The 22,507-nt window shown below is 70.2% G+C and carries 25 protein-coding genes and 1 pseudogene; 11 read left to right on the top strand and 15 right to left on the bottom strand.

What is annotated here, in order from left to right; all coding sequences use genetic code 11:
• The first annotated feature begins 1 nt into the window (after window position 1).
• Window positions 2–190, top strand: a complete 189-nt coding sequence (locus tag ACTOWL_RS07100) for a hypothetical protein (RefSeq protein WP_441320504.1) — start codon at window positions 2–4, stop codon at window positions 188–190.
• 18 nt (window positions 191–208) lie between these two features.
• A pseudogene (locus ACTOWL_RS07095) lies at window positions 209–979 on the top strand (phosphotransferase family protein); the annotation flags it as partial.
• Here the strand turns inward: ACTOWL_RS07095 and ACTOWL_RS07090 are convergent.
• Window positions 976–2,115, bottom strand: coding sequence for an FAD-dependent oxidoreductase (locus ACTOWL_RS07090; protein WP_441320503.1), 1,140 nt, complete (start codon window positions 2,113–2,115; stop codon window positions 976–978). The pseudogene ACTOWL_RS07095 and the gene ACTOWL_RS07090 sit on opposite strands and share 4 nt — an antisense overlap.
• A gap of 64 nt (window positions 2,116–2,179) precedes the next feature.
• Here ACTOWL_RS07090 and ACTOWL_RS07085 point away from each other — a divergent pair, with 64 nt between their 5' ends.
• The gene (locus ACTOWL_RS07085; RefSeq protein ID WP_441320502.1) at window positions 2,180–2,638 is read left to right on the top strand and encodes a MarR family winged helix-turn-helix transcriptional regulator; all 459 of its coding nucleotides are present in this window, start codon (window positions 2,180–2,182) and stop codon (window positions 2,636–2,638) included.
• On the opposite strand, the gene ACTOWL_RS07080 is transcribed toward ACTOWL_RS07085, so the two are convergent.
• The 5 genes from ACTOWL_RS07080 to ACTOWL_RS07060 form a co-directional block, all read right to left on the bottom strand.
• A complete protein-coding gene (locus ACTOWL_RS07080; RefSeq protein WP_441320501.1) occupies window positions 2,635–3,858 on the bottom strand; it encodes an RNA polymerase sigma factor in 1,224 nt (407 codons plus the stop codon). The two genes, ACTOWL_RS07085 and ACTOWL_RS07080, sit on opposite strands and share 4 nt — an antisense overlap.
• The gene (locus ACTOWL_RS07075; RefSeq protein ID WP_441320500.1) at window positions 3,855–4,247 is read right to left on the bottom strand and encodes a YciI family protein; all 393 of its coding nucleotides are present in this window, start codon (window positions 4,245–4,247) and stop codon (window positions 3,855–3,857) included. The genes ACTOWL_RS07080 and ACTOWL_RS07075 overlap by 4 nt, the downstream gene beginning before the upstream one ends.
• A gap of 67 nt (window positions 4,248–4,314) precedes the next feature.
• The gene (locus ACTOWL_RS07070; RefSeq protein ID WP_441320499.1) at window positions 4,315–5,334 is read right to left on the bottom strand and encodes an ABC transporter permease; all 1,020 of its coding nucleotides are present in this window, start codon (window positions 5,332–5,334) and stop codon (window positions 4,315–4,317) included.
• Between the two features lie 11 nt (window positions 5,335–5,345).
• Window positions 5,346–6,872 (bottom strand): sugar ABC transporter ATP-binding protein, encoded by a 1,527-nt coding sequence (locus tag ACTOWL_RS07065; protein ID WP_441320498.1) that lies wholly within the window; start codon window positions 6,870–6,872, stop codon window positions 5,346–5,348.
• Between the two features lie 111 nt (window positions 6,873–6,983).
• Window positions 6,984–7,934: a substrate-binding domain-containing protein gene (locus ACTOWL_RS07060; protein WP_441320497.1), complete on the bottom strand. Its 951-nt coding sequence runs from the start codon at window positions 7,932–7,934 to the stop codon at window positions 6,984–6,986.
• 189 nt (window positions 7,935–8,123) lie between these two features.
• Between ACTOWL_RS07060 and ACTOWL_RS07055 the strand changes: the two genes are divergently transcribed.
• Complete coding sequence (locus ACTOWL_RS07055; protein WP_441320496.1) at window positions 8,124–9,584, top strand: mannose-1-phosphate guanylyltransferase/mannose-6-phosphate isomerase; 1,461 nt, start codon at window positions 8,124–8,126, stop codon at window positions 9,582–9,584.
• Between the two features lie 18 nt (window positions 9,585–9,602).
• Here the strand turns inward: ACTOWL_RS07055 and ACTOWL_RS07050 are convergent, their stop codons facing one another.
• On the bottom strand, window positions 9,603–11,144 hold the full coding sequence (locus ACTOWL_RS07050; RefSeq protein ID WP_441320495.1) for a capsule assembly Wzi family protein: 1,542 nt from the start codon (window positions 11,142–11,144) through the stop codon (window positions 9,603–9,605).
• A gap of 199 nt (window positions 11,145–11,343) precedes the next feature.
• On the opposite strand from ACTOWL_RS07050, the gene ACTOWL_RS07045 reads away from it, so the two are divergent.
• The gene (locus ACTOWL_RS07045) at window positions 11,344–11,955 is read left to right on the top strand and encodes a hypothetical protein (RefSeq protein ID WP_441320494.1); all 612 of its coding nucleotides are present in this window, start codon (window positions 11,344–11,346) and stop codon (window positions 11,953–11,955) included.
• Window positions 11,956–11,985: 30 nt separating this feature from the next.
• Here the strand turns inward: ACTOWL_RS07045 and ACTOWL_RS07040 are convergent, their stop codons facing one another.
• The 7 genes from ACTOWL_RS07040 to ACTOWL_RS07010 all read right to left on the bottom strand — a co-directional run bounded on the left by ACTOWL_RS07040 (window position 11,986) and on the right by ACTOWL_RS07010 (window position 17,533).
• Complete coding sequence (locus ACTOWL_RS07040; protein WP_342236575.1) at window positions 11,986–12,747, bottom strand: DeoR/GlpR family DNA-binding transcription regulator; 762 nt, start codon at window positions 12,745–12,747, stop codon at window positions 11,986–11,988.
• Window positions 12,748–13,100: 353 nt separating this feature from the next.
• Window positions 13,101–13,526, bottom strand: coding sequence for a hypothetical protein (locus ACTOWL_RS07035; protein ID WP_441320493.1), 426 nt, complete (start codon window positions 13,524–13,526; stop codon window positions 13,101–13,103).
• Window positions 13,516–13,776 (bottom strand): type II toxin-antitoxin system prevent-host-death family antitoxin, encoded by a 261-nt coding sequence (locus ACTOWL_RS07030; RefSeq protein WP_441320492.1) that lies wholly within the window; start codon window positions 13,774–13,776, stop codon window positions 13,516–13,518. Before ACTOWL_RS07030 ends, ACTOWL_RS07035 begins: the two co-directional genes overlap by 11 nt.
• 116 nt (window positions 13,777–13,892) lie before the next feature.
• Window positions 13,893–14,558, bottom strand: coding sequence for an ABC-type transport auxiliary lipoprotein family protein (locus ACTOWL_RS07025; protein WP_441320491.1), 666 nt, complete (start codon window positions 14,556–14,558; stop codon window positions 13,893–13,895).
• A gap of 2 nt (window positions 14,559–14,560) precedes the next feature.
• Window positions 14,561–15,538: an MlaD family protein gene (locus tag ACTOWL_RS07020; RefSeq protein WP_441320490.1), complete on the bottom strand. Its 978-nt coding sequence runs from the start codon at window positions 15,536–15,538 to the stop codon at window positions 14,561–14,563.
• A 1-nt stretch (window position 15,539) separates the two neighbouring features.
• Window positions 15,540–16,376 carry an ABC transporter ATP-binding protein gene (locus tag ACTOWL_RS07015; protein WP_441320489.1) on the bottom strand — a complete coding sequence of 279 codons (837 nt, stop codon included), beginning with the start codon at window positions 16,374–16,376 and terminating at the stop codon, window positions 15,540–15,542.
• Between the two features lie 2 nt (window positions 16,377–16,378).
• Complete coding sequence (locus ACTOWL_RS07010) at window positions 16,379–17,533, bottom strand: MlaE family lipid ABC transporter permease subunit (RefSeq protein WP_441320488.1); 1,155 nt, start codon at window positions 17,531–17,533, stop codon at window positions 16,379–16,381.
• 102 nt (window positions 17,534–17,635) lie between these two features.
• Between ACTOWL_RS07010 and ACTOWL_RS07005 the strand changes: the two genes are divergently transcribed.
• Window positions 17,636–18,151, top strand: coding sequence for an adenine phosphoribosyltransferase (locus tag ACTOWL_RS07005; protein ID WP_441320487.1), 516 nt, complete (start codon window positions 17,636–17,638; stop codon window positions 18,149–18,151).
• A 23-nt stretch (window positions 18,152–18,174) separates the two neighbouring features.
• Here the strand turns inward: ACTOWL_RS07005 and ACTOWL_RS07000 are convergent, their stop codons facing one another.
• A complete protein-coding gene (locus tag ACTOWL_RS07000; RefSeq protein WP_441320486.1) occupies window positions 18,175–18,492 on the bottom strand; it encodes a hypothetical protein in 318 nt (105 codons plus the stop codon).
• A 248-nt stretch (window positions 18,493–18,740) separates the two neighbouring features.
• Between ACTOWL_RS07000 and hemP the strand changes: the two genes are divergently transcribed.
• The 5 genes from hemP to ACTOWL_RS06975 form a co-directional block, all read left to right on the top strand.
• Entirely contained in the window at window positions 18,741–18,911 is a 171-nt protein-coding gene (hemP, locus tag ACTOWL_RS06995; protein ID WP_441320485.1) for a hemin uptake protein HemP, read from the top strand.
• Between the two features lie 191 nt (window positions 18,912–19,102).
• Window positions 19,103–20,176 (top strand): hemin-degrading factor, encoded by a 1,074-nt coding sequence (locus ACTOWL_RS06990; protein ID WP_441320484.1) that lies wholly within the window; start codon window positions 19,103–19,105, stop codon window positions 20,174–20,176.
• Window positions 20,176–21,057: a heme/hemin ABC transporter substrate-binding protein gene (locus ACTOWL_RS06985; protein WP_441320483.1), complete on the top strand. Its 882-nt coding sequence runs from the start codon at window positions 20,176–20,178 to the stop codon at window positions 21,055–21,057. Before ACTOWL_RS06990 ends, ACTOWL_RS06985 begins: the two co-directional genes overlap by 1 nt.
• Window positions 21,054–22,148 (top strand): FecCD family ABC transporter permease, encoded by a 1,095-nt coding sequence (locus tag ACTOWL_RS06980; RefSeq protein ID WP_441320482.1) that lies wholly within the window; start codon window positions 21,054–21,056, stop codon window positions 22,146–22,148. Before ACTOWL_RS06985 ends, ACTOWL_RS06980 begins: the two co-directional genes overlap by 4 nt.
• The coding region (locus tag ACTOWL_RS06975; protein ID WP_441320481.1) for an ATP-binding cassette domain-containing protein at window positions 22,145–22,507 on the top strand (363 nt) is incomplete at its 3' end. The genes ACTOWL_RS06980 and ACTOWL_RS06975, both read left to right, overlap by 4 nt.

Genomic DNA, 22,507 nt, shown 5'->3' with positions numbered 1-22,507 from the left:
CGTGCGCGAGAGCTGGTCGAGGCCGTATCCGGCGGTCGTCCTCAGCCCCGACGAGGCGTCCGCGCTGGTCCGGTCCCTGCCCGGCCGGCCGGCGGTGCTGCGGGTCACCGAGCTGTCGGGCGGCCTTGCCAACACAAATCTCCGCCTCGACCTCGACGGCCATCCGCCGGTGGTGCTGCGGCTGTTCTAGCGCGACCCGGCGCAGGCGGCGAAGGAACGGACGATCCATGGCCTCGCCGCCAACCGTGGCCTGCCCGCCCCGCGGCTGCTGGGCAGCGGCGACGACCCGGCCACTGGCCTGCCCTTCGCCCTGCTGGAATGGATCGAGGGCCGGCAACTGGACGAGGCCGCCCGCGGGTTGAACGACGCGGCGTTGCTGCCGCTGGCCCGCTCCGTGGGCGCGGCCCTGGCGGCGATCCATGCCGTGACCTTCGATCGCAGCGGCTTCCTCGACGCCTCGCTGGCCGTGGCCGAGCCGGCCGATGCCGGCGGGGCCGGGCTGATCGGATTCCTCCGCCTTGTGCTGGTCGACGGGCCCGGCGGCGACCGCCTCGGCCGCGACCTGGCCGACCGGCTGGTCGGCTTCGCCGAGCGCGAGGCCGGGCTGCTCGACCGCTGGCCCGGCCCGCCCTGCCTGACCCATTCCGATTTCGGCGGCACCAACATCCTGGTCCGTCCAGGGCCGGATAGCTGGACCGTGGCCGCCGTGCTGGACTGGGAATTCGTCTTCGCCGGCAGCCCGTTCTTCGATTTCGGCAACCTGCTGCGGCCGCCGCTCGGGTCCCGTCCCGGCTTCCCCGACGCCGTCGCCGCCGGCTACCGCACGGCGGGCGGCGCCCTGCCGGCGGAGTGGCATCGGATGGCGACGCTGGCGGATTTGTTCAGCTGGGCCGAGTTCCTCACCCGTCCGACAGTCTCCGACGCGGTGGTCGCCACCGCCCGACAGCGGATCGCGGACACCATGGCGCTCTGGGACTAACGCCCGGCGGCATGCTCACTCATCTGCCGGAGCGTGAGCTCCAGGCCGATATGCGACAGCTCCGTGGCGACGGCCTCCGCAGCCCGGCCGGCCGGCTCCACGACACGCGCGAACATCTCGGTCTCGTAGCGTCGGACGGCATCCGTCCAATCCGCGGCCTCGGCGAGATGGCGGCCCAGCTCGGCGGCGTCGAGCATGGCGGCGTTCACGCCCTCGCCCCCGAAGGGCGACATGACATGGGCGGCGTCGCCGAGCAGAGTGACGCCGACGCGGTTCGCCCAGCGATGCCCGACCGGCAGCGCATGGATCGGCCGCGGCACGATATGGTCGTTGCCGGCGCGGATCAGGTCGACCAGCTCCGGCGCCCATCCCGCGAACTCCGCCGCCAGCCGGGTACGGGCGGAGGCCGGCGAGGAGAAGTCGAAGGTCGCGGCCGCCCAGTCGGCGGGAACGCGGAAGATCGCATAGCCGCGCAGATGGGCGTTGCCGTTGCGCTGCACGATCAGCGCGCGGCCGTCGCCCTGGGCGTCCATCTTGCCGCGCCCGACCAGCCGCGACAGCGCGGGGTGGCGGTCGTCGACGTCGTCGATGCCGAACTCGATGAAGGTCAGGCCGGTGTATTGCGGCGCATAGGGCGAGACCAGCGGCCGAACCCGCGACCAGGTTCCGTCGGCGCCGACCACGAGGTCGAACGGGCCGGCCGTGCCGCCGTCGAGGACCAGATCATAGGTCCCGTCCTCGCGGGACCGCACATCGCGGACGGCATGGCCCCAGCGGATGGTCTCGCCAGGCACCGAGGCCAGGAGCACCTGCCGCAGCGCGGTCCGGTCGACCTCGGGGCGGTCGCCGCCATCGGCATCGTCGGCGAACAGCAGCACGCCGGTCTTGTCGTAGACCCGGCTGCCCTGGTCCTCATAACGCGCGATCCGGCGGAACTCCCCGGCCAATCCGGCGCGGTGGAGCGCAAGCTGGCCGGACTCGGCATGGAGGTCGAGGGTACCGCCCTGCGGCCGCGCCAGCGCGTGGTCCTCGCGCTCGAACACGGTCGCCTGGATGCCGGCGAGATGGAGGATGCGGGCCAGGGTCAGGCCGCCCGGGCCGGCGCCGATGATGGCGATGCGGGGAGATCGGGTCATGGACGGAGAGCTCATGCTTCGATATATATAGGCACCTATATAATTAAGATAGGCCCCTATTCAAGTGACCGACTGGGATCTGTTCGACACGCCGGCGCCGCTGATCAACATGGCCTCGCGGGCCCTGCTGCGGCTTGCGGAGCGCCGCCTGAAGCCGCTCGGCTTCAGTGCCGGCCAGGTGCCGGTGCTCTATCTGCTGCGGGATGGCGGGGCGATGCCGCAGAAGGAGCTGGCGCGTCTTGCCGGCGTCGAGCAGCCGTCGATGGCGCAGATGCTGGCCAGGATGGAGCGCGACGGGCTGATCCGGCGCACACCCGATCCGCATGACCGCCGGAGCAACCTGATCTCCCTGACCGAGGCGACCCGGGCGAAGCTGCCCGCCCTGCGCGAGGCGCTGCAGCAGGGTCGCGACGCGCTGCTGCAGGGGTTCAGCGACGACGAGGTCGCAGCCCTGTGCGGCCTGCTGCGGCGCCTCAACGGCAACCTCGACCGGATGATCGGGGAAGAAGCCGTGGCCCCCTAGGATCGGTCCCGCCACCGCCGCAGCAGGAACGCCCGCATCGCCGGGTCCTCGCACAGGCCGACGGCACGCTCATAGGCCGCGTCCGCCGGCTGGCCGAGCCGCCGCCGCAGATGGGCCGCCAGAGCCCAGTAGGGCTGATAGCTCGCCACCGCCTCGGCCGGGAGCCCCTCCAGCAGCACCCATCCAACTGCGGCGCCGCGCGCCTCGGCGACGGCGGCGGCCTGTCCGACCAGCGCGCCGATGGTGGGGGCCAGGCGCACCAGCCCCTCATACAGCTGGGCGATCGCCTCCCAGTCGGTCCGGCCGGTCCGGGCCCGCTGGGCGTGCACCGACTGGATCGCGGCCTCGAGCTGGAACCGCCCGAACCGGCGGTCCTGGGCGGCGGCCGACAGGATCCGCTCCGCCTCCGCGATCATGGGCTTCGCCCACCGCGCGGTGTCCTGCTCCGACAGCGGGACATAGTCGCCGGCCGGGCTGCGGCGCGCTTCCCGCCGGGCCTCGCAAAGCAGCATCAGGGCAAGGAGCCCTTCCACCTCCGGCTCGGCCGGCAACAGCGGCCGCAGCATCCGGCCGAGATCGATCGCCTCCGCCGCCAGGCCCCGGCGGCGCGGATCGGCGCCGGCGACATCGTCCCAGCCGCTGCCATAGGCGGCGTAGATCGCCTCCAGCACCGCGTCGAGCCGCGGCGGCAGCTCCTTCGCCTCCGGCAGCTCGAAGCCGATGCCGGCGTCGCGGATCTTCACCTTGGCGCGCGACAGGCGCTGGCCCATGGCCGACGGGCTGACCAGAAAGGCCGAGGCGATGCGCGCCGCGTCGAGCCCCAGCACAGTCTGCAGCATCAGCGGAGTGTGGATCGCCGGGTCGATCGCCGGATGGGCGCAGACGAAGAGCAGCTTGAGCCGCTCGTCCGGGAACCTGTCGACCTCGGCCAGGGCCTCGGCCTCCTCCGCCACGATGCGGAGATCGGGCACGGCCTGCGCCCACACCTGGAGGTGGCGGGCGCCGTCGATCAGCCGGCGCCGCGCCGCGGTCAGCAGCCAGGCTTCCGGCCGATCCGGCACGCCGTCGCGCGGCCAGGTCTCCAGCGCCACCCGGAAGGCGTCGGCCAGCGCGTCCTCGGCCGCCGCGATGTCGCGCGACCGGGCGGCCAGGAAGGTCACCAGCCGGCCGTAGGAGTCACGCGCCGCCCGTTCGACCGTGCGGCGCGCCTCCTGGCTCACTGCTGCGGCTTCGGCGGCGCCACCGGCCGCACCTCGACCCCGCCGCCCGGGCCGCCCGGATAGCGCGAGGCCCAGTCGAGCGCCACGTCCAGGTTCGGCACCTCGATGATGAAGAAGCCGGCGAGTTGCTCCTTGGTGTCGGCGAAGGGACCGTCCTGCACCTGCCGCCCGCTGCCGCCGATGCGGATCGAGGTGGCGGTGGCGGGCGGCTCCAGCCCGGCGCCGGCGACCACGAGGCCGGCCTCCTTCAGCGCCGTCATATAGGGCATGAAGGCGGCCCAGAAGGCGGCGTGCTTTTGCGGGTCGCTGCGGGCGGCAAACTCCTCGGGAGTCTGCTGGAACAGCAAGGCGTACTGCATGATCGTCTCCATCGCATGGGTCGAGCGCATCTCGCTCACCCCCATGACGGGCCGGCAGAAGGCCTTTCGACATCGTCCGCGAAAAAATCAGCGGCGGCTACACCCGGCGGCGGCGCGACTTGGCGAAGGTGTCGAAGGCCACGGCCAGCACGATGATCACGCCGATGATGATCTGCTGGATGTAGGAGGAGACGTTCAGCAGCACGAGGCCGTTCAGCAGCACGCCGATCAGCACGGTGCCGATCACCGTGCCGAAGATGGTGCCGATGCCGCCGAACAGGCTGGTGCCGCCGATCACCACCGAGGCGATCACGGTCAGCTCGTAGCCCTGCCCCGCCACCGCCTCGGCCGAGTTCAGCCGGGCCGACAGCACGAAGGCGCCGAGCCCGACGAAGAAGCCCATGATGACGTAGACGCTGAGCAGCACTCGCCGCACCTTCAGCCCGGACAGCCGCGCCGCCTCCGGATTGCCGCCGACGGCATAGACCTGGCGGCCGAAGCGGCTGTAGCGCAGCACCAGATGGGCCAGCACGGCGAAGCCCAGGAACACCAGCACCGGCACCGGGATCTCCAGGATCTTGCCCTGGCCCCAGTAGCGGAAATCCGCGTCGAAGCCGCTGATCGGCCCACCGCCGGACAGCAGCAGCGCGGCGCCGCGGAAGGCCGACATGCCGCCCAGCGTGACCACGAAGGGCGGCACCTTCAGCCGGGTGATGCCGAAGCCCTGCACCGCGCCGGCGACCATGCCGAGCAGGATCGAGACCAGGGCGGCGGCGCCCCAGCCCCAGCCCTGCGCCTCCTCGCTGCCGAGCGCGAAATTGCCGGTGGCGCTGCCCTTGGCCACGATCGCGGCGGCCAGGCCGCAGAAGGCCAGCACGGCGCCGATCGACAGGTCGATGCCGGCGGTCAGGATGACGAAGGTCATGCCGATCGCCAGCAGCCCGTAGATCGAGACCTGGCGCAGCACGTTCAGCAGGTTGACGGTGGAGATGAAGCGCGGCTCGGCGATAGCGAAGCCGGCCATCAGCACCACCAGGAAGATCAGCGGCGCGAACCGCGCCAGAAGCCCGAACAGGTCGAATCCGCCCCGGTCCGGAAGTGTCGTGCCCTGCGCCATCCTGGTCTTTCCTATGCCGCCCGGCGGCGCGTCATCAGCCGCATCAGCGTTTCCTCGTCGGCCTCCGCGCGGCCGACCTCGCCGGTGATCCGGCCCTCGCACATGGTGACGATGCGGTCGCTGATCGCCAGCACCTCCGGCAGCTCCGAGGAGATGGCGATGACAGCGATGCCCTCCCGCGCCAGCCGGCCGAGCAGTTGGTGCACCTCGGCCTTGGCGGCGACGTCGATGCCGCGGGTCGGCTCGTCGACGATCAGCACCTTCGGCCGCAGCGCCAGCCAGCGGGCCAGCACCACCTTCTGCTGGTTGCCGCCGGACAGGTTGGCGATCTGCTGCTCCGGCCCCGCCATGCGGATGCCGAGCGCCCGGCGATACTCCTCGACCAGCCCCCGCTCCTTGCTGTCCGAGACGTAGCCGAACAGACCCGCCAGCTTGCCGAGCGCGGCGATGGCGAGGTTGCTGCGGACCGCCAGCGACAGGAACAGCGCCTGCTGCTTGCGGTCCTCCGGCACCAGGCCGATGCCGTGCCGGATGGCGTCGGCCGGCGACCGGATGTCGACCGGTCTGTCCTCGACGAGGACACGGCCGCCGGTGCGGGCGTCGGCGCCGAAAATGGCGCGGGCCAGCTCGGTCCGCCCGGCGCCGACCAGCCCGGCGATGCCCAGGATCTCGCCGCGCTGCACCGCCAGCGACACATCGTGCAGCACCGTGGCGTGCGGATTCAGCGCGCTGCGCTCGGTGGCGATGCCCTCGGCCCGCAGCGCCGGCGGGCCGCCCTGGGCCGCGCCGCCCTCGATCCGGGCCAGGGCGCCGAGGTCGCGGCCGACCATCATCCGGATGATGTCGTCGACCGTGATCGCGGCGACCGCCGCATCGCCGACCAGCCTGCCGTCGCGCAGCACGGTGACCCGGTCGCACACCGTCATCACCTCGTCCAGCCGGTGGGTGACGTAGATCACGGCGATACCCTGGCCGCGCAGGGCGCGGATGATCGCCATCAGCCGGTCGACCTCGGTGGAACTCAGGGCGGAGGTCGGCTCGTCCATCACGATCACCCGCGATTCCATCGACAGGGCGCGGGCGATCTCGACCATCTGCTGCTCGGCGACGCTGAGGTCGCGCACCAGCCGGCGCGGGTCGATGGCCAGGCCGATCCGGTCCAGCGCCGCCTTCCCCGCCCGGTGCATCGCGCCCCAGTCGACCAGCCCGGCCCGGCCCGGTTCGCGCCCGATCAGGATGTTCTCCGCCACCGTCAGGCTCGGGATCAGGTTGAACTCCTGATAGATCGTGACGATGCCGCGCCGCTGCGCCTCGTAGGGCGCGGCGAAGCTGACCGTCTCGCCGGCGAAGACGATGCTGCCGCCGTCCGGCGCCTGCGCCCCGGACAGGATCTTCAGCAGCGTCGACTTGCCGGCTCCGTTCTCGCCGAGCAGGCCATGCACCTCACCGGCCGCGACCTCCAGCCCGACGCCGTCCAGGGCGACGACGCCCGGGAAGCGCTTGGTGATCGCGGTCATGCGCAGCAGCGGTTCGGTCATGGTGTTCCTGCGATGCGGCGTAGGTTGGGTTCGCCGTGGCGAACCCAACACTTTCCGGCTGTTCTGTTGGGTTCGCGATACCGCGAACCCAACCTACGGCCCATCCCCGTCCTACTTCACCTCGCCGATGCGCTCGGCCTTGTCGAGATTGGCCTTGGTGATGGCGATCGGGGTCAGCAGGATCAGCGACGGGTCCGGCTTCTTCTCGGTCTTCAGATAGTCGACCAGCACCTCGACCGCCTTGCGGCTCTGGCCGCCCGGGAACTGCTCGATGGTGCCGGCCAGGCCGCCGTCGCGGATGCTGCCCAGCGCCTCCGGCAGCGCATCGAAGCCGATGATCCTGATCTTGTCCTGCAGGTTGCGGCCGCGCACCGCCTCGAGCGCGCCGAGCGCCATGTCGTCATTGGCGGCGACGATCACGTCGGGCGGCGTCGACAGGCCGGCCAGGATCGTCTCGGTGATGCTCAGCCCCTGGTCGCGGGCGAAGTTGGCAGTCTGCTCCGCCACGATCTTGTACTTGTCCTTGTGGGCGTCGAGGACGTTGTGCAGGCCCTTGTTGCGGTCGATCGCCGGGCTGGCGCCGGGCTGGCCCTGCAGGTTCACGATGGTGGCGCCGTTCGGATAGCTGTCGATCAGCCATTTCGCCTGGGCCTCGCCACCCAGCACGTTGTCGGCGCCGACATGGGCCAGGATGCCGTCGACCCCGGTGACGCGGCGGTCGATGGTCACCACCGGCACGCCGGCCTCCACCGCCTCGGTCAGCACCGGCGCCATGGCGTTGACGTCGATCGGGCTGATCACGATGCCGTCGACCTTCTGCACCATCGCCGCCTCGACATCGGCGGTCTGCTTCGGCGCGCTGTTCTGGCCGTCGGATTCGACCGAGGCGACGCCCAGCTTCTCCGCCTCGGCCTTCAGCTCGTTCATCATGTGGACGAAGAACGGGAAGCCGAGGCTGGGCACCGATGTCAGGATGGTCTTCTTGTCCTGCGCCGCCGCCGGCAGGGCGATCGCGATTGCCAGGACCGCGCCCAGCAGGGCGCGCTGCAACGTACCAGTCATGAGCTCTCCTCCACGGCGATTTGGCTGTCGGGGGCGGTGCCGCGCCGCGATCCCGACTCTTTGTTCAGCTCAAATTGTCGGATGATTGTTCGGCCACTGTCAACGGACGGCTCAGGACGCGGCGGGCTTGAACCGGCCGGGCCGGATGGCCGATAAGCGTCCCAATCGAGATTGATGGGACAGAAGGTCATGGCGAAGGCGAAGACGGTCGACCGGCCGGTGACCACGACGCAGCCCGGCAGCCAGGCGGTGGTGCCGGTGGTGTTGTCCGGCGGTTCGGGGACGCGGCTGTGGCCGCTGTCGCGGGCCGGCTATCCCAAGCAGTTCCTGCCGCTGGTGTCGGGCAGCACCATGATCCAGGAGACGGTGGCCCGGGTCGGCGAGGCCGACGGCTTCGCCCCGCCGGTGTTCATCTGCGCCGACGACCACCGCTTCATCGTCGCCGAGCAGATGCGCCAGATCGGCGTCTTCCCCGATGCCATCATCCTCGAGCCCTCGGCCCGCAACACCGCCCCGGCCGTCGCCGTCGCCGCCCGCTTCCTGGCCGACCGCGACCCCGACACCCTGATGCTGGTGCTGCCCGCCGACCACCACATCGCCGACCCCAAGGGCTTCCGCGCTGCCATCGCCATGGCGACCCCGGCCGCCCGCGCCGGCCATCTGATGACCTTCGGCATGCAGCCGACCGCGCCCGAGACCGGCTTCGGCTACATCCTGCCCGGCGACGACATCGCGTGCGCCCCCGGTGCCCGCACCGTCGCCCGCTTCGTCGAGAAGCCGCCGCGCGAGACCGCCGAGCGCTTCCTGGCCGAAGGCCGCCACCTGTGGAACGCCGGCATCTTCCTGTTCACCGCCGGACAGTACCTGGCCGAATGCGCCCGCCACGCGCCCCAGGTCCTCGCCGCCGCCGACGCCGCGCTCAAGGCCGCCACCCGCGACCTCACCTTCCTGCGCCTCGACGCCGCCGCCTTCGTCCAGGCCCCCTCGATCTCGATCGACCATGCGGTGATGGAGAAGACCGACCGCGCCGGCATCGTCCCGGCCGCGATCGGCTGGACCGATGTCGGCTCCTGGTCGTCGCTGTGGGAGATTGGCGACCGCGACGCCGACGGCAACCTGACCCAGGGCGACGCCCTGACCCTGTCCTCGCGCAACTGCCTGGTCCGCTCCGACGGCATCCTCACCGCCGTGATCGGCCTCGACGACGCCATCGTCATCGCCACCGACGACGCGGTGCTGGTCGCCGCCAAGGACCACGTCCAGGACGTCAAGGCCGTCACCGACCGGCTCAAGGCGGCCAAGCGGCCCGAGGCTGTAATCCATCGCGAGATCTACCGGCCCTGGGGCACCGTCAAGTCGCTGCATGCCGGCAACCGCTTCCAGGTCAAGCGCGTCCTGATCCACCCGGGACAGGCGATCGCCCTGCAGCGCCACTACCACCGCTCCGAGCACTGGGTCGTGCTGTCCGGCACCGCCCGCGTCACCATGGAGGGCCAGTCCCGCATCCTGCGCGAGAACGAGGCCGTCTACCTGCCGATCGGCACCGACCACAAGCTCGAGAACCCCGGCAAGATCGACCTCGAACTGATCGAGGTCCGCACCGGCCCCTATCTCGGCGAGGACGACGTCGTCCGGCTCGAGGAGCCCTGAGAGGCCCGCCGACGCCGGTCAGAAGCGGATCGTCGTCGAAAGGCCCAGCGCCGCCATCGGCTTCTGCTCACCCGGGCTGTTCGGCGAGTCGTCCTGCAGCCGCAGATTGATGCCGACCGTGTTGCGCCGCAGCGGGATCGAGACGCCGAGATCGACGAAATTGATGGTTTCCTTGGTCTGGGTGACCGTGTTGTTCGGGTTGTTCCGCGGGTTCAGATAGGCGTGGGAATAGGAGACTTTGTAGGTCCAGTTGTGGGCGTCGACGAAGGTGCCGGTGACGCCGAACAGCTCGGCGTCGCTGTCGAGGCTGTCGCCCATCGAGCGCTGGTAGAAGCGGTAGCCGTCCGGATAGGCGCCGCTCTCGTAGAAGTAGCCGTAGATCTTGTCGTTCAGGAAGTTCGCGGTCGAATTCGAATACTCGACATTGACCTTCCACGTCGCGCCGTCGTCGCCCCAGCCGTTCCACAGCGAGGCGCCCAGCACGCCGGCGTTCCGCGACGGCAGCGGAATGCCGACGTCGGAAAAGGCCGCGTCTTCACCGGTCAGCTCGCCATAGATCTCGAAGGGCTGGCCGAAGATCTGGGTGCTGTAGCGGGCGTCGAATCCGGCAATCTGGTTGGCCGGATCCAGGGCCTGCAGTGCAGGATCATCGACGTTGGTGTTGCCGAAGAAGCCGTCGAAGAAGGTGCCGGGGCCGCAGGGCCGGCCGCTGCCGCAGAACATCATGATGCGCGAGCCGCCGAGCTCGAGCCCCGGGATCGGGCTGATCGACAGCCGCAGCCCGAACATCAGCGGGTTGGTGACGAGCCGGTCGTCCGGCAGGACGCCGAGGAAGCCGGTGAACTGCCAGGGGCCGATCCAGCTCAGCCACGGCGTCTCGAAGGCATGCGGGTTGGACCGCATGAAGCCGACCTTCGGGAACGGCCGGGCGTTGGTCGAGAGGATCAGGCTGGTGGTCTCGCCCGGCCCCCACCACGTATCGAGCCAGCCGGCATAGAGGATCCAGTTGTCGATCCGCTGGGCGAGATAGGTGCCGTCGAGCGACGCCTGGAACGAATCCTCGCCGCCGTAGTACCAGGGGCTGTCGCCCTTCATGAAGCGGGAATAGGCGCCCAGCGACAGCCGCAGCGCGGTCGAATCGCCCATATATTCGAAGGACGTGGAGATCTCGCCCCGCTGCCGCGCCGTGTAGTCGAAGCCGCGCACCAAAGCGGGCTGGTTGGTCAGGTCGGCCCGCAGCTCGGCGTGCAGCTGGCCCTGCCGGGTCTCGGACGCGGCCCGGGCCCGGACGCGGTCGAGCGCCGCCTGGGCATAGGCCGGCAGCGAATCCCGGTCGGCCTTGGCCAGGCGATAGGTGATCTGGGCCCAAGGCAGCGGCCAGGCGCTGAGCACGCCGTCGATGAGCCGGAAGTTCTCCAGGATGTGGATGTCGTTGCGCAGGGTCGAATCGCCCGGCTCCGCCCACGGGCTGGCCGTCGCCGTTCCCGTCGTCGCTGCGACAGTGCCGGCCGAGATGACGGCAGCGGCAACGGCTATGGCAATCTTCCTCGCAACGGCCATTATTCCCCCCGGACGGCCCCGAATACCTCGCCCTAATACACAAGAAGCCCCCGTAAGCCCAGCCGCCGCATGGGGCGACGGGCGCCTCTCTGCTTCGGTCCTCCCGGGTGAGAGACAAATTTGTCACAACCGTAACAATGGTCCTTGGCGGCTGCGATCCGCTGCGCCATCTCTTTGAGACCGATTCTCAGGAGGCGTCATGCGCGCCCTTGTCCTTGCCCTGACCGCCCTGCTCCTCGGCGCCTGCGCGCAGACGCAGGTGGCCGGCTATGTCGACCCCGCCTATCGCGGCGGGCCGCCGATCCGCTCGATCGTGGTGGTCGCGGAGACGCCGCGGCTCGGGGAACGCGAAGCCCTGGAGAGCGCGGCCGTCGCCGAGCTCGCCGCCCGCGGCGTGCAGGCCCGGCGGATGATCGACCTGGCGCCGCCGACCCGGCCCGGCGGCCCGGCCGCCGAGACCACCGCGATCCGGGCGGCCGGCGTGCGCGCCGTGCTGCGCATCGCCGTCGACCAGCGCGCCACGGTCGCCCGCTACCTGCCGCCGACCTATGTCGGTGACCCGTTCTTCCCGTATTACGGCTACGGCTTCGGCTATTATCCCGGCCCCTTCGCCGGGATGACGACGGGCGGCCGCTGGGTCGAGGAGCCGACGGCCCGCTACGACGCCACAATGCAGGAGGCGGGCGGCGGCGCCGCCATCTGGAAGGGCGAGGCCGTCGCGCGCGGCGGCTCGAACAGCAATTTCGCCGATCTCGCCGCCCGGGCGGCCAGGGATCTGGTTTCCCGGCTGCAGCAGGACAAGGTGATCTGAGGACGCCGCCGGCCCAGCCCCGAATCGGCGCTAGTCGGCGACGTGGACGCGGCAGGTGGTGGCGGCGATCGCCTCGCTGAAGGGCGCCGGCGGGGCCCGGTCGGTGAACAGGGCGTGAATCTCGCCGATCGAGGCCAGCCGTACCATGGCGTTGCGGCCGAACTTGGTGTGATCGGTCACCAGGAACACCTGGCGCGAATTGTCGATGATCGCCCGCGCCACCCGCACCTCGCGGTAGTCGTAGTCGAGCAGCGTGCCGTCCCCGTCGATGCCGCTGATGCCGATAATCCCGACATCGACCTTGAACTGGCGGACGAAGTCGAGCGTCGCCTCGCCGACGATGCCGCCGTCCCGGGCCCGCACCACGCCGCCGGCGACGATCACCTCGCAGCTCGCATTCGAATACAGGATGTTCGCGACATTGATGTTGTTGGTGATCACCCGCAGGCCGCGATGGCCCAGCAGCGCCCGGGCCACCTCCTCCGTCGTCGTGCCGATGTTGAGGAACAGCGAGGCGTTGTCCGGCACCTGCCGCGCCACCAGCCGGGCGATCCGGCGCTTCTCCTCCAGGCACAGCACCTGCCGGGTCGAATAGGCGAAATTCTCGACGCTGCCCGGCGCCGTCACGCCGCCGTGGAAGCGCCGCAGCAGGGCCCGGTCCTGCAGCAGCGAGATGTCGCGGCGGATGGTCTGCGGCGTCACCTGGAAGCGGTCGGCCAGGGTCTCGACCGTGACATAGCCCTCCTGGCGGACCAGATCGACGATCTGGCTCTGCCGCGCCGTGGCGTTCATGGCCGCTCTTCTTCCCCTGGCTGGACGAACAAGAATGCTAATCGGGAAGCGGAAACGATGCCAATATTTTCATTTGCGAACATCGGCCCGGCACGACGCAGCCGCGAGCGCCTTGCGATCGCGCCATGCCGTGCTATGAAGGACGGCAAGAAACACGGGGATGGACCGGATCATGGGTGCAGAGTGGGTCATCATCATCGGCGTCATCGCCTTCTTCTTCTGGCAGACCGTCACCCGCTGACCGAGCCTCCGGCCCGTGCTCGCTGACCGGGGCCGCTGCAGCGCCACCATTTCGACGGCCGGCCCGCCGGACAAGGCGCGTTGTCCGTTCCGTGCAGGCGCCCGGCGACAACTCAATCCGTACGATCGACGCGGGATTGCCGTGTCTTAAAGAAAGGGCTGCATTCGGCGGCCAGCTTCATCATGAAGGACTTGCTGAATCGGCCGCGCGGCTCCTGGGACAGGTCGAGATAATAGGACCATTCCGCGATATCGAAGTTGTATTCGTCGATGTAGATCCAAGCCGCCTTCCAGGTTTTGATGCCGGCGCGCCGGCATTCGATCTCGGCGAGTTCCAGGGTGCGGCGGCCGGGCTGCGGCGGTGTCCCGGATATCGCCAACAGCGCAAGATAGGTCTTACTGGAATCGAGCCGGCGAAGCGCGATGGCGACGCAGACGGGGCGGTCCTTCCGGCCCTCGGTTTCGCCCCGCTCCTGCTGCCAGCGCCAGAGATACGGATAGTCAACGATGACGCCGGACTTCAGATCCTCAGGCTTCATCGTCATACCCTTCGCCGCGAGCCAGCCTGTCGAGCTCGTCGGCGAATTGGGCCGCAATATCGGTGGGCGTCTCCCCGACGCCGTAGGCCCGGCGTGGATCATCAGTGCCACGAAGCCGGTCGTAGTGCTCCATCGACATCAGGACGAATTTGGGTTTGCGATGGTGGGTGATCACGACAGGCCCCTTCCGGGCCGCTTCGGTGATTTCACCCACCTGCTTGTTCAGGTCCGAGGTCGTGAAGCTGCGCATGGCGGGACTCCTTGGTATATTCTCCATAATATCCATATATTATGGAATATCCAGAAATCCTTGCTGGAAACGGAAGCCTACGATCCCGTCCAGGCCCCCAATTCGGGGCGCGCTCCCTACCGCCGCGGCCGGCCCGCGGCGCGGTCATCGCGCTCGCCGGTGCGCAGCGTCCACTCGACCACCTGCTTCAGCACACCGCCGAGGGCGTCGTCCCAGGCCCGGATCACATCCGTGAACTCCGGCCCCTGCACGTCCACCACCCGCTCGAAGCTCTCGCCGCCGATGATCGTCCGCTGCGGGAAGCGCACCAGCTTGACGCCGATCCGCACCCGCACCCGGTAGGGCTGGCCTTCCCAACGCTCGGCCCGGAACTCGCGGATCTCGGGCTGCAGCACGTAGTTCGCGCGCAGGCCGGAGATCTGGCGGCCGACCGAGACGATCTTGCCGGTGTTCTCGAAGCTCTCGACCAGCAGGCCGACGACCATCGCCGGGGCCCGGTCGACCCAGGCCACCTTGGCGAAATAGTCGAGCGAGGTCTGGGTCTCGCTGATCGCGATCCGGTCGGTGTCGATGCCGGCATTGGCGGTCGGCATGTCGACCAGCAGCTGCCAGCTGGCTTTCGGCAGGCCGGGGTCGAAGGTGTTCTTCGGCGTCAGCTCGTAGACCTGCGGCGCCGGCGGGGCCAGCGCGCTGATCCCGCCGCAGCCGACGAGGCCGACTGCGGCCGAGGAGACAGCGGCCTGCCGCAGGAAAAGGCGCCGGGACAGGGGGGAGACGCTCATCTTCACCTCGAGGTACCTTGCGGCGGCACGCCGCTGGACGAACCGCCGAACAGGAATTGGGCCGGGCTGCGGTCGAGCCGGGACAGGGTCCGGTTCAGGTTGTCGGTCAGACCGCGGAGCTGGGTGATCAGCTGGGTGATCTCGTACAGCCCGTCGGTGGAGAAGCTCTCCACCCCCGGGCCGGACTGCTTCAGCAGCTTGGCCACGTCCTCGGCGCTCTGGCGCAGCGAGGCGATCATCGCCCGGGCGTCGGCCACCGCGGCGTTGACCTGGGTGTCGGTGGTCGACAGGAAGCCGGTCGCCCCGGTGGTGAGCTTGTTCAGGTCCGCCCGGGCGTCGGTGACCAGCCCGTCGACATTCTGGGTCAGCGTGTCGATCCGCTCGATCGTGCTCGCCAGCTGGGCCGAACGCTGCGCCAGCGCCGCGGTCAGGGTGTTCACATTGGCCAGGACCTCGGAGATGTTGCGGACGTTGTCCTCGGAGAAGATCCGCTGGACCTCGCGCGAGATGTCCGACAGCCGGTCGAGCAGCTGCGGCACGGTGTCGACGATCGCCTGCAGCCCGGACTGGCGCGAAGGAATGACGGCGTATTCCTTGCCCTCCTCCTTGTCCAGCCGCGACGCGCCCTGGACGCCGCCGCTGAGCAGGACGAAAGCGCCGCCGGTCAGGCCCTGGATCTCGAGCGACGCCACGCTGCCCTTGACGATCGGGGTGTTCGGCCGGACCGCGATCCGGACCTGCACCCGCTCGACATTGGACGGGTCGATCTGGATGTCCTCGACCGCGCCGACCGGGATGCCGCGATAGCGCACCTGGCTGCCCTCCTGCAGGCCGGTGACGTTGCCGGAGAAGTAGATCAGGTAGCGCTCCGCGTTCTCGCGCAGCCCCGATCCGCCGAGCCAGACGGCGAACACCACCAGCCCGACCATCAGGATCAGGACGAAGCTGCCGACGGCGACATAGCTCGCACGCGTCTCCATCTCAGCCCTCCGCCCCCGTATGCGCACGCTCCAGGGCGGCATGCTCGGCCGCCGCGGCGCGGCCGCGCGGCCCGTGGAAATATTCCTGGATCCAGGGATGGTCGACCTTGAGCAGGTTCTCGTAGGTGTCGACCACGACCTTCTTGTCGATCAGCACGGCGATGCGGTCGCAGATCGTGACCAGGCTGTCGAGGTCGTGGGTGACCATGAACACCGTCAGCTTGAGGCTGCGCTGCAGCTCCGAGATCAGCTCGTCGAAGGCGGCGGCGCCGATCGGGTCGAGGCCCGCAGTCGGCTCGTCGAGGAACAGGATCTCCGGGTCCAGCGCCAGCGCCCGCGCCAGCGCCGCGCGCTTGCGCATGCCGCCGGACAGCTCGGAGGGATGCTTGATGCCGGCGCTGCAGGCCAGGCCGGCCATGGCGATCTTCACCCGCGCCAGCTCGTCCATCATGTGGTGCGACAGTCGGGTGTACTCCTTCATCGGCACCTGGATGTTCTCGGCCACGGTCATCGAGCTGAACAGGGCGCCGTCCTGGAACATCACCCCCCAACGCCGCTGCACCGCCCTGCGTTCCGCTTCGCCCGCCTGGTCCATGTCGATGCCGAGCACCTCGAGCGACCCGGCGGCGGGCCGGATCAGGCCGATGATCTCCTTCAGCAGCACCGACTTGCCGGTGCCGGAGCCGCCGACCACGCCCAGCACCTCGCCGCGCCGGACGTCGAGGTCCAGCCCGTCATGGATCACCTGGGCGCCGAACTGGGTGCGAAGCCCGCGCACGCGGATCACGACATCGTCGTCCGGCGCCTCAGGCGGCGGGGCCTGGGGGTCCTTGTGCATGATCAGACTCCCAGGGTGGCGAACAGGATGGAGAACAGGGCGTCGAGCACGATCACCAGGAAGATCGAGACGACGACGGATTGGGTGGTCAGGCGGCCGACACTCTCGGCGCTGCCGGAGACCTTGAGCCCCTCATAGCAGCCGACCATGGCGATGGCGAAGGCGAAGACCGGGGCCTTGACCATGCCGACCCAGAAGGTGCCGACGGTGATCGCCGCCTTGAACTGCTGCAGGAATTGCGGCCCACTGATGTCCAGCACGAAATACGACATCAGCGCGCCGCCGAAGATCGCCATCATGCTGGCGTAGAAGGTCAGCAGCGGCAGGGTGATGGCCAGGGCGAAGACCCTCGGGATCACCAGCACCTCGATCGGGTCGAGGCCCAGCGTCTCCATCGCGTCGACCTCCTGGTTGACCTGCATGGTGCCGATCTGCGCGGTGAAGGCCGAGCCGGAGCGGCCGGCGACGATGATCGCGGTGATCAGGCCGCCGAGCTCGCGCAGCACCGACACGCCGAGCAGGTTGACCACGAAGATCTGGGCGCCGAAGCGGCTGAGCTGGTCCGCCCCCTGATAGGCGAGCACGACGCCGATCAGGAAGGACAGCAGGCCGACGATCGGCATGGCGTTGAGGCCGGTGGCTTCGATGTTGTGCGCCAGCGCGGTGATGCGGATCCGGCTCGGATGCAGCAGCGTGGTGATGCTCTTGACCACCAGCATGCCGAGGAAGCTGAGGAGCGCCACGGCCTCGTCGCGGAAATGGTAGGTCGCCCTGCCGGTGCGGAACGCCAGCTCGTACAAGATGTTGCGGTCGGGATGCTTGATCGGCTCGTCGCGCTCGACCCGCGACACGGCCTCGAGCAGGCCCTTCTGGTCGTCCGAGACGCCCTCGACCCGGACCGTGGCGCCGGCCGTCGTGAGATCCTCCTGGGTGCGGTGCACCAGCCAGGCGCCGACCGTGTCCAGCCGGGTGACGCCGGACAGGTCCAGCACCACCTCGCCCTTGACCGAACTCTGCACCAGTTCCGACAGCTCGCGGTCCAGCGGCGCCGCCGCCCGCGTCACCCACGGCCCTTCCAGGCGCAGGCGGGTGACGCCGCTCTCGACGCGGCTGTCGATCCGGGCCTCGGCGTCCGCGGCCGCCGCCGCTGTCGTCACCGCGCAGCCCCCAGGGCGGCCGGCTGCCGCACCTGCGAATTGCCTTTCGGGCCGCAGGCACTACGATGCAGGGTCGCTCCGGCCCGCAACCAAGGACGTCTCATGGATCTCAAGTCGCACATACGCGGTATTCCGGATTTTCCCAAGCCAGGCATCCTGTTCTACGACATCTCGCCGCTTCTGGCCCATCCGCAAGCGTGGCGGCATGCCGTCGACAGCTTGGCGGCCAAGGTCCGCGAGTGGCAACCGGACATGCTGGTCGGCATCGAATCTCGCGGGTTCCTGGCGGCGGCACCACTATCCTATGTGCTAGGCTGCGGCTTCGTGATGTGCCGCAAGCGCGGCAAGCTGCCGGGCGAGACCATCGGCCATCTCTACCAGCTCGAATACGGGTCGGACGCGATCGAGATCCAGGCGGACGCGATCAAGCCGGGCATGAAGGTGGTGGTGCTGGACGACCTGCTGGCGACCGGCGGCACCATGGCGGCGGCGATCCAGCTGCTGCGCCGGGTCGGTGCCGATGTCCGCGGCGCCGCGTGCCTGATCGAGCTGTCCTTCCTCGGCGGGCGCCAGAAGCTCGACGCGCCGATCATTTCGCTGCTGCAATACGACAGCTGAGGCCATCGGACCGGATCCGCGGTTCAGCGTGCCTCCTGTTCCGTGGCCCGGCCGCCGCCCAGATCGTGCCAGGCGGTGCCGATCAGCGCCGCCGCCCCCACGGCCAGCAGCGCCACCACCGCCACCGCGAGCAGACTGCGCAGGCTCGGCACGCTCGGCCGATACTCGGGCTCGTCGAACAGGCTGCGGTTGAGCCGGCGCAGGAAGTCGGTGTCGCTGCGCGGGGCGGCGGGACGGTCGAGGAAGCGCTCGACCACGCGGTCCTCGCAGATGGGGAGACCGGCTGAAGGCGGAACCGGCCGCTCCGCCGGCCTGCGTTCGATCTCCTGAACCTCGGTCATCGCCAGCCCTGTCTCCATCCGCACCGCCCTCACCGGCCACCGCTGATGCCACATTATATGCGCGTCGACGCCGCCGGCACCAAGCATCGCGTTTCGCAAGGTTTCCGGACCCGTTTCCGTATTGATGCGAGGCGTTTTCGATAAATGCAATTAGGAATGACACGCAATCGCTTGACCGGCACGGCTGGATGTGAGAATGACTCTCAACATCGTCTTGTCCGATCAATCTCACCGTGGATGGGGACACCATGCTGGATCAACCCACAGCGCATGCCGTCGAGCCGCCGCAGCGGCCCGCCACCACCAGCCTCGACACACGCGACCTGTTCGGCGCCCGCCGTGAGCTGACGATCCAGCACGGCGAGGAACTCTACCGCCTGCGGATCACCCGCAACAGCAAGCTGATCCTGACCAAGTAGCCCTCTCTCGCTCGCGCCCCCAGCAAGCCGGGCACCGCCCGCCGCCAGGTCTGCGCGAGGACCCGTCGCCCGCACAGGTTCTCGTCATGCTTCTGCAGTCCAGGCGGCCCATGTTTCGGCCGCGTTTTCGCATGTCCTGTCGCACCCCGCCGGCCGCCGGCGCACCACGTCACCGGTGATCGGAGAGCATGATGCAGAGCCTCGAACCTGATCTCCAGTCCCCGCCGACCGCCCTCGCCGCGCGCTGGGCGGCGCTGCGTGCCGAGCAGCCGCAGCTGCGCGCCCGCGACGCCGCTGCGGCGCTGGGCGTCAGCGAGGGCGAGCTCGTCGCCTCACAGGTCGGTGCGGGCACCACGCGGATCGGCGGCGACTGGAGCACGATCCTGCAGGCGGTCGAGGGGCTCGGCCCGGTCATGGCGCTGACCCGCAACGAGAGCGTGGTGCACGAGAAGACCGGCAGCTACCAGAACGTCTCGGCCGGCAGCCATGTCGGGCTGGCGCTCGGCCCCGACATCGACCTGCGGCTGTTCTACACCCGCTGGGCGCACGGCTTCGCCGTCGGCGGCGCCGAGACGACACAGCCCGGGCCGAAGCCGAGCCTGCAGTTCTTCGACGCCGCCGGCACCGCGATCCACAAGATCTACCTGACCGAGGGCAGCGACCGTGCCGCCTTCGCCGCCCTGGTCGAGCGCTTCCGCCATGCCGACCAGGCGCCGCTGCTGGCGCCGCAGGAGATGATCCGCCCGGCGGTGCTGGACGATGCCGAGATCGACGTCGCCGGCTTCCGCGCCGGCTGGGACGCGATGGAGGACACGCACCAGTTCTTCGGCCTGCTCAAGTCGCACCGGCTCGACCGGCTGCAGGCGATGCGCCTGGCCGAGCCGCAGCGGGCCGAGCCGGTCGGCCGCGACGCGCTGCGCCGGGTGCTGACCGACGCGGCCGCGATGGGCGCCTCGATCATGGTCTTCGTCGGCAATCCCGGCTGCCTGCAGATCCACACCGGCCCGGTGCACCGGCTGCACGACATGGGCCCCTGGCTGAACGTGCTGGATCCGGGCTTCAACCTGCATCTGCGCGAGGACCGGATCGACAGTGCCTGGGTGGTGCGCAAGCCGACCAAGGACGGCGTCGTCACCTCGCTGGAGCTGTTCGACGTCGACAACACGCTGATGGCGATGCTGTTCGGCGCCCGCAAGCCGGGCCAGCCGGAACGGACCGACTGGCGCGAGCTGGTGGCCCGGGTCTGCGCCCAGGGCGCCGCCTGATGCGCCCGCTGATCTCCCTCGCCGCCGCGGCGCTGCTCGTGGCCGCCCTGCCCGCCCAGGCAGAGCCGCCGCAGCGCGTCGTCGTCGCCGGCGGCGACATCACCGAGATCGTCTACGCCCTGCATGCCGAGGACCGCATCGTCGGGGTCGACACCACCAGCCTGTACCCGCGCGCCGCCCGTGAGCGGCCGGATGTCGGCTATCTGCGCCAGCTTTCGGCCGAGGGCATCCTGTCGCTGAGCCCGGATCTGGTGCTGACCACGGTGTCGGCCGGCCCGCCGGCGGTGCTGGAGCAGATCCGCTCCGCCGGCACGCCGGTCGAGGCCCTGCCCGAGGCCTTCACCGCCGAAGGCGTCGTCGCCAAGATCGTCGGCGTGGAGAAGGCGCTCGGCTTGGCCGATCCGGGGCTGAGCCAGGCGGTCCGTGCCGATTTCGCGACGGTGGCGGCCGCCGTCGCCCAGGTGCCGTCGAAGCCGCGCGTGCTGTTCGTGCTGTCGATCACCCAGGGCGCGCCGCTGGGCGGCGGCAGCGCCACCGCGGCGGACGGCATCATCCGCCTGGCCGGCGGCACCAACGCGGTCGGCGAGATGGAGCGCTACAAGCCGCTGTCGCCCGAGGCGGTGGCCGCCGCGGCGCCGGAGGTGGTGGTGATCGCCAGCCATGCCGTCGAGCCGAATGGCGGCATGGAGAAGATCGCGGCGCTGCCGGTCTTCGCCCAGACCCCGGCCGCAAAGTCGGGCCGGATCATCTCGATGGATTCGCTCTACCTCCTCGGCTTCGGGCCGCGCACGCCGCAGGCGGCGCGCGACCTCGCGGCCGTGCTGCATCCCGGCTGGACCCCGCCCACCCTGCCCGACCGGGCCTGGAGCGCGGGTTCGTGACGGTCTTGGCCACCAGCGGCGTCCTTCCGGTCCCGGCGGAGCAGCGGCGGGCCCGGCGCCTGTCGCTGACCCTGGCCGGGCTGACGCTGCTGCTGGCCGCTTCGGCGCTCGCCAGCATCAGCATCGGGCCGGCGGACATCCCGGTCGGCCAGGTGCTGGCGGTCATCGGCCACCATCTCGGGATCGGCAGCCTCGACGCGGTGACCGCGCGCGATGCCGCCATCATCGACGCCATCCGGCTGCCGCGGACGCTGCTCGGCGCCATGGTCGGCGCCGTCCTGGCCGTCTCCGGGGCGATGATGCAGGGGCTGTTCCGCAACCCGCTGGCCGATCCGGGCCTGATCGGGGTCAGCGGCGGCGCCGCCTTCGCCGGCGTGTCGGTGATCTCGCTGGGCCTGCCGGCGGCGCTGGCCGGCATCCCCATCCTCCGCCTCTATGCCCTGCCGCTGGCGGCCTTCCTCGGCGGCCTGGTCACCACCATCGCCGTCTACCGCCTGTCGAAGCGGGAGGGCCGGGTCTCGGTGACCATGATGCTGCTGGCCGGCATCGCCGTGAACGCGCTGGTCGCCACCGGCACCGGCTACGTCGTGTTCAAGGCCGACGAGAACGCGATGCGCACCATCACCTTCTGGACCCTGGGCAGCCTCAGCGGCGCGACCTGGACCTCGGTGCTGGCCGTGCTGCCCTTCGCCCTCGTGCTGCTGGCCGCCGTCGCCCTGGCCGCGCGGGCGCTGAACGGCATGCTGCTGGGCGAGGCCGTGGCGTTGCATCTCGGCTTCCCGGTCGAGAAGCTGACCCGCCTGCTGGTCGGCACGGTCGCGCTCGCGGTCGGCGCCGCGGTCGCGGTCAGCGGCATGATCGGCTTCGTCGGCCTCCTGGTGCCGCACATGCTGCGGCTGGTGATCGGCGCCGATCACCGCGGCCTGCTGCCGGCCTCGGCCCTCCTGGGCGCCGCCCTGCTTCTCGGCTCCGACCTGGTCGCCCGCGTCGCGGTCGCCCCGGCCGAGCTGCCGATCGGCATCGTCACCACCGGCCTCGGCGCCCCCGTCTTCCTGGCGCTGCTGCTGCGCCGGCGGAGGTCCGAGCCATGATCCGGGCCGAAGCCCTCGCCTTCCGCATCGGCCGGGCCCAGTTGCTCGACGGCGTCGACCTCGCCGTCGCCCCCGGCCGCTTCACCGCCGTGATCGGCCCGAACGGCGCCGGCAAGTCGACGCTGCTGCGCTGCCTGTGCGGCGAGATCGCGCCGGCGTCCGGCCGCGTCACCCTCGACGGCACCCCGATCGCAAGCTGGGACCTGGTCGCCCTGGCCCGGCGCCGGGCGGTGCTGCCGCAGCAGGTGACGCTGGACTTCCCGCTGACGGTCCGCGAGGTGGTGACGCTGGGCCGCGGACCGCATCGCGGTGTCGCCGATGCCGGCGCCGACCGCCGGGCCGTCGACACGGCCATGGAC

The sequence above is a fragment of the Inquilinus sp. CA228 genome, from assembly GCF_052078665.1.
In the GTDB taxonomy this organism is placed as follows: domain Bacteria; phylum Pseudomonadota; class Alphaproteobacteria; order DSM-16000; family Inquilinaceae; genus Inquilinus.
The sequence above is the reverse complement of the archived record's forward strand: the minus strand, read 5'-3'. Positions and strand labels throughout refer to the sequence as shown.

Coding starts and splice junctions, on each gene's coding strand:
- ACTOWL_RS07050 (WP_441320495.1), bottom strand. CDS start 11,144: ATGGCCGTTGCGAGGAAGATTGCCATAGCCGTTGCCGCTGCCGTCATC.
- ACTOWL_RS07075 (WP_441320500.1), bottom strand. CDS start 4,247: ATGCGCTCGACCCATGCGATGGAGACGATCATGCAGTACGCCTTGCTG.
- ACTOWL_RS07045 (WP_441320494.1), top strand. CDS start 11,344: ATGCGCGCCCTTGTCCTTGCCCTGACCGCCCTGCTCCTCGGCGCCTGC.
- ACTOWL_RS07065 (WP_441320498.1), bottom strand. CDS start 6,872: ATGACCGAACCGCTGCTGCGCATGACCGCGATCACCAAGCGCTTCCCG.
- ACTOWL_RS07005 (WP_441320487.1), top strand. CDS start 17,636: ATGGATCTCAAGTCGCACATACGCGGTATTCCGGATTTTCCCAAGCCA.
- ACTOWL_RS07025 (WP_441320491.1), bottom strand. CDS start 14,558: ATGAGCGTCTCCCCCCTGTCCCGGCGCCTTTTCCTGCGGCAGGCCGCT.
- ACTOWL_RS07090 (WP_441320503.1), bottom strand. CDS start 2,115: ATGACCCGATCTCCCCGCATCGCCATCATCGGCGCCGGCCCGGGCGGC.
- ACTOWL_RS06985 (WP_441320483.1), top strand. CDS start 20,176: ATGCGCCCGCTGATCTCCCTCGCCGCCGCGGCGCTGCTCGTGGCCGCC.
- ACTOWL_RS07030 (WP_441320492.1), bottom strand. CDS start 13,776: ATGCGCAGCTTCACGACCTCGGACCTGAACAAGCAGGTGGGTGAAATC.
- ACTOWL_RS07015 (WP_441320489.1), bottom strand. CDS start 16,376: ATGCACAAGGACCCCCAGGCCCCGCCGCCTGAGGCGCCGGACGACGAT.
- ACTOWL_RS07055 (WP_441320496.1), top strand. CDS start 8,124: ATGGCGAAGGCGAAGACGGTCGACCGGCCGGTGACCACGACGCAGCCC.
- ACTOWL_RS06990 (WP_441320484.1), top strand. CDS start 19,103: ATGCAGAGCCTCGAACCTGATCTCCAGTCCCCGCCGACCGCCCTCGCC.
- hemP (WP_441320485.1), top strand. CDS start 18,741: ATGCTGGATCAACCCACAGCGCATGCCGTCGAGCCGCCGCAGCGGCCC.
- ACTOWL_RS07040 (WP_342236575.1), bottom strand. CDS start 12,747: ATGAACGCCACGGCGCGGCAGAGCCAGATCGTCGATCTGGTCCGCCAG.
- ACTOWL_RS07060 (WP_441320497.1), bottom strand. CDS start 7,934: ATGACTGGTACGTTGCAGCGCGCCCTGCTGGGCGCGGTCCTGGCAATC.
- ACTOWL_RS07070 (WP_441320499.1), bottom strand. CDS start 5,334: ATGGCGCAGGGCACGACACTTCCGGACCGGGGCGGATTCGACCTGTTC.
- ACTOWL_RS07020 (WP_441320490.1), bottom strand. CDS start 15,538: ATGGAGACGCGTGCGAGCTATGTCGCCGTCGGCAGCTTCGTCCTGATC.
- ACTOWL_RS07000 (WP_441320486.1), bottom strand. CDS start 18,492: ATGACCGAGGTTCAGGAGATCGAACGCAGGCCGGCGGAGCGGCCGGTT.
- ACTOWL_RS07035 (WP_441320493.1), bottom strand. CDS start 13,526: ATGAAGCCTGAGGATCTGAAGTCCGGCGTCATCGTTGACTATCCGTAT.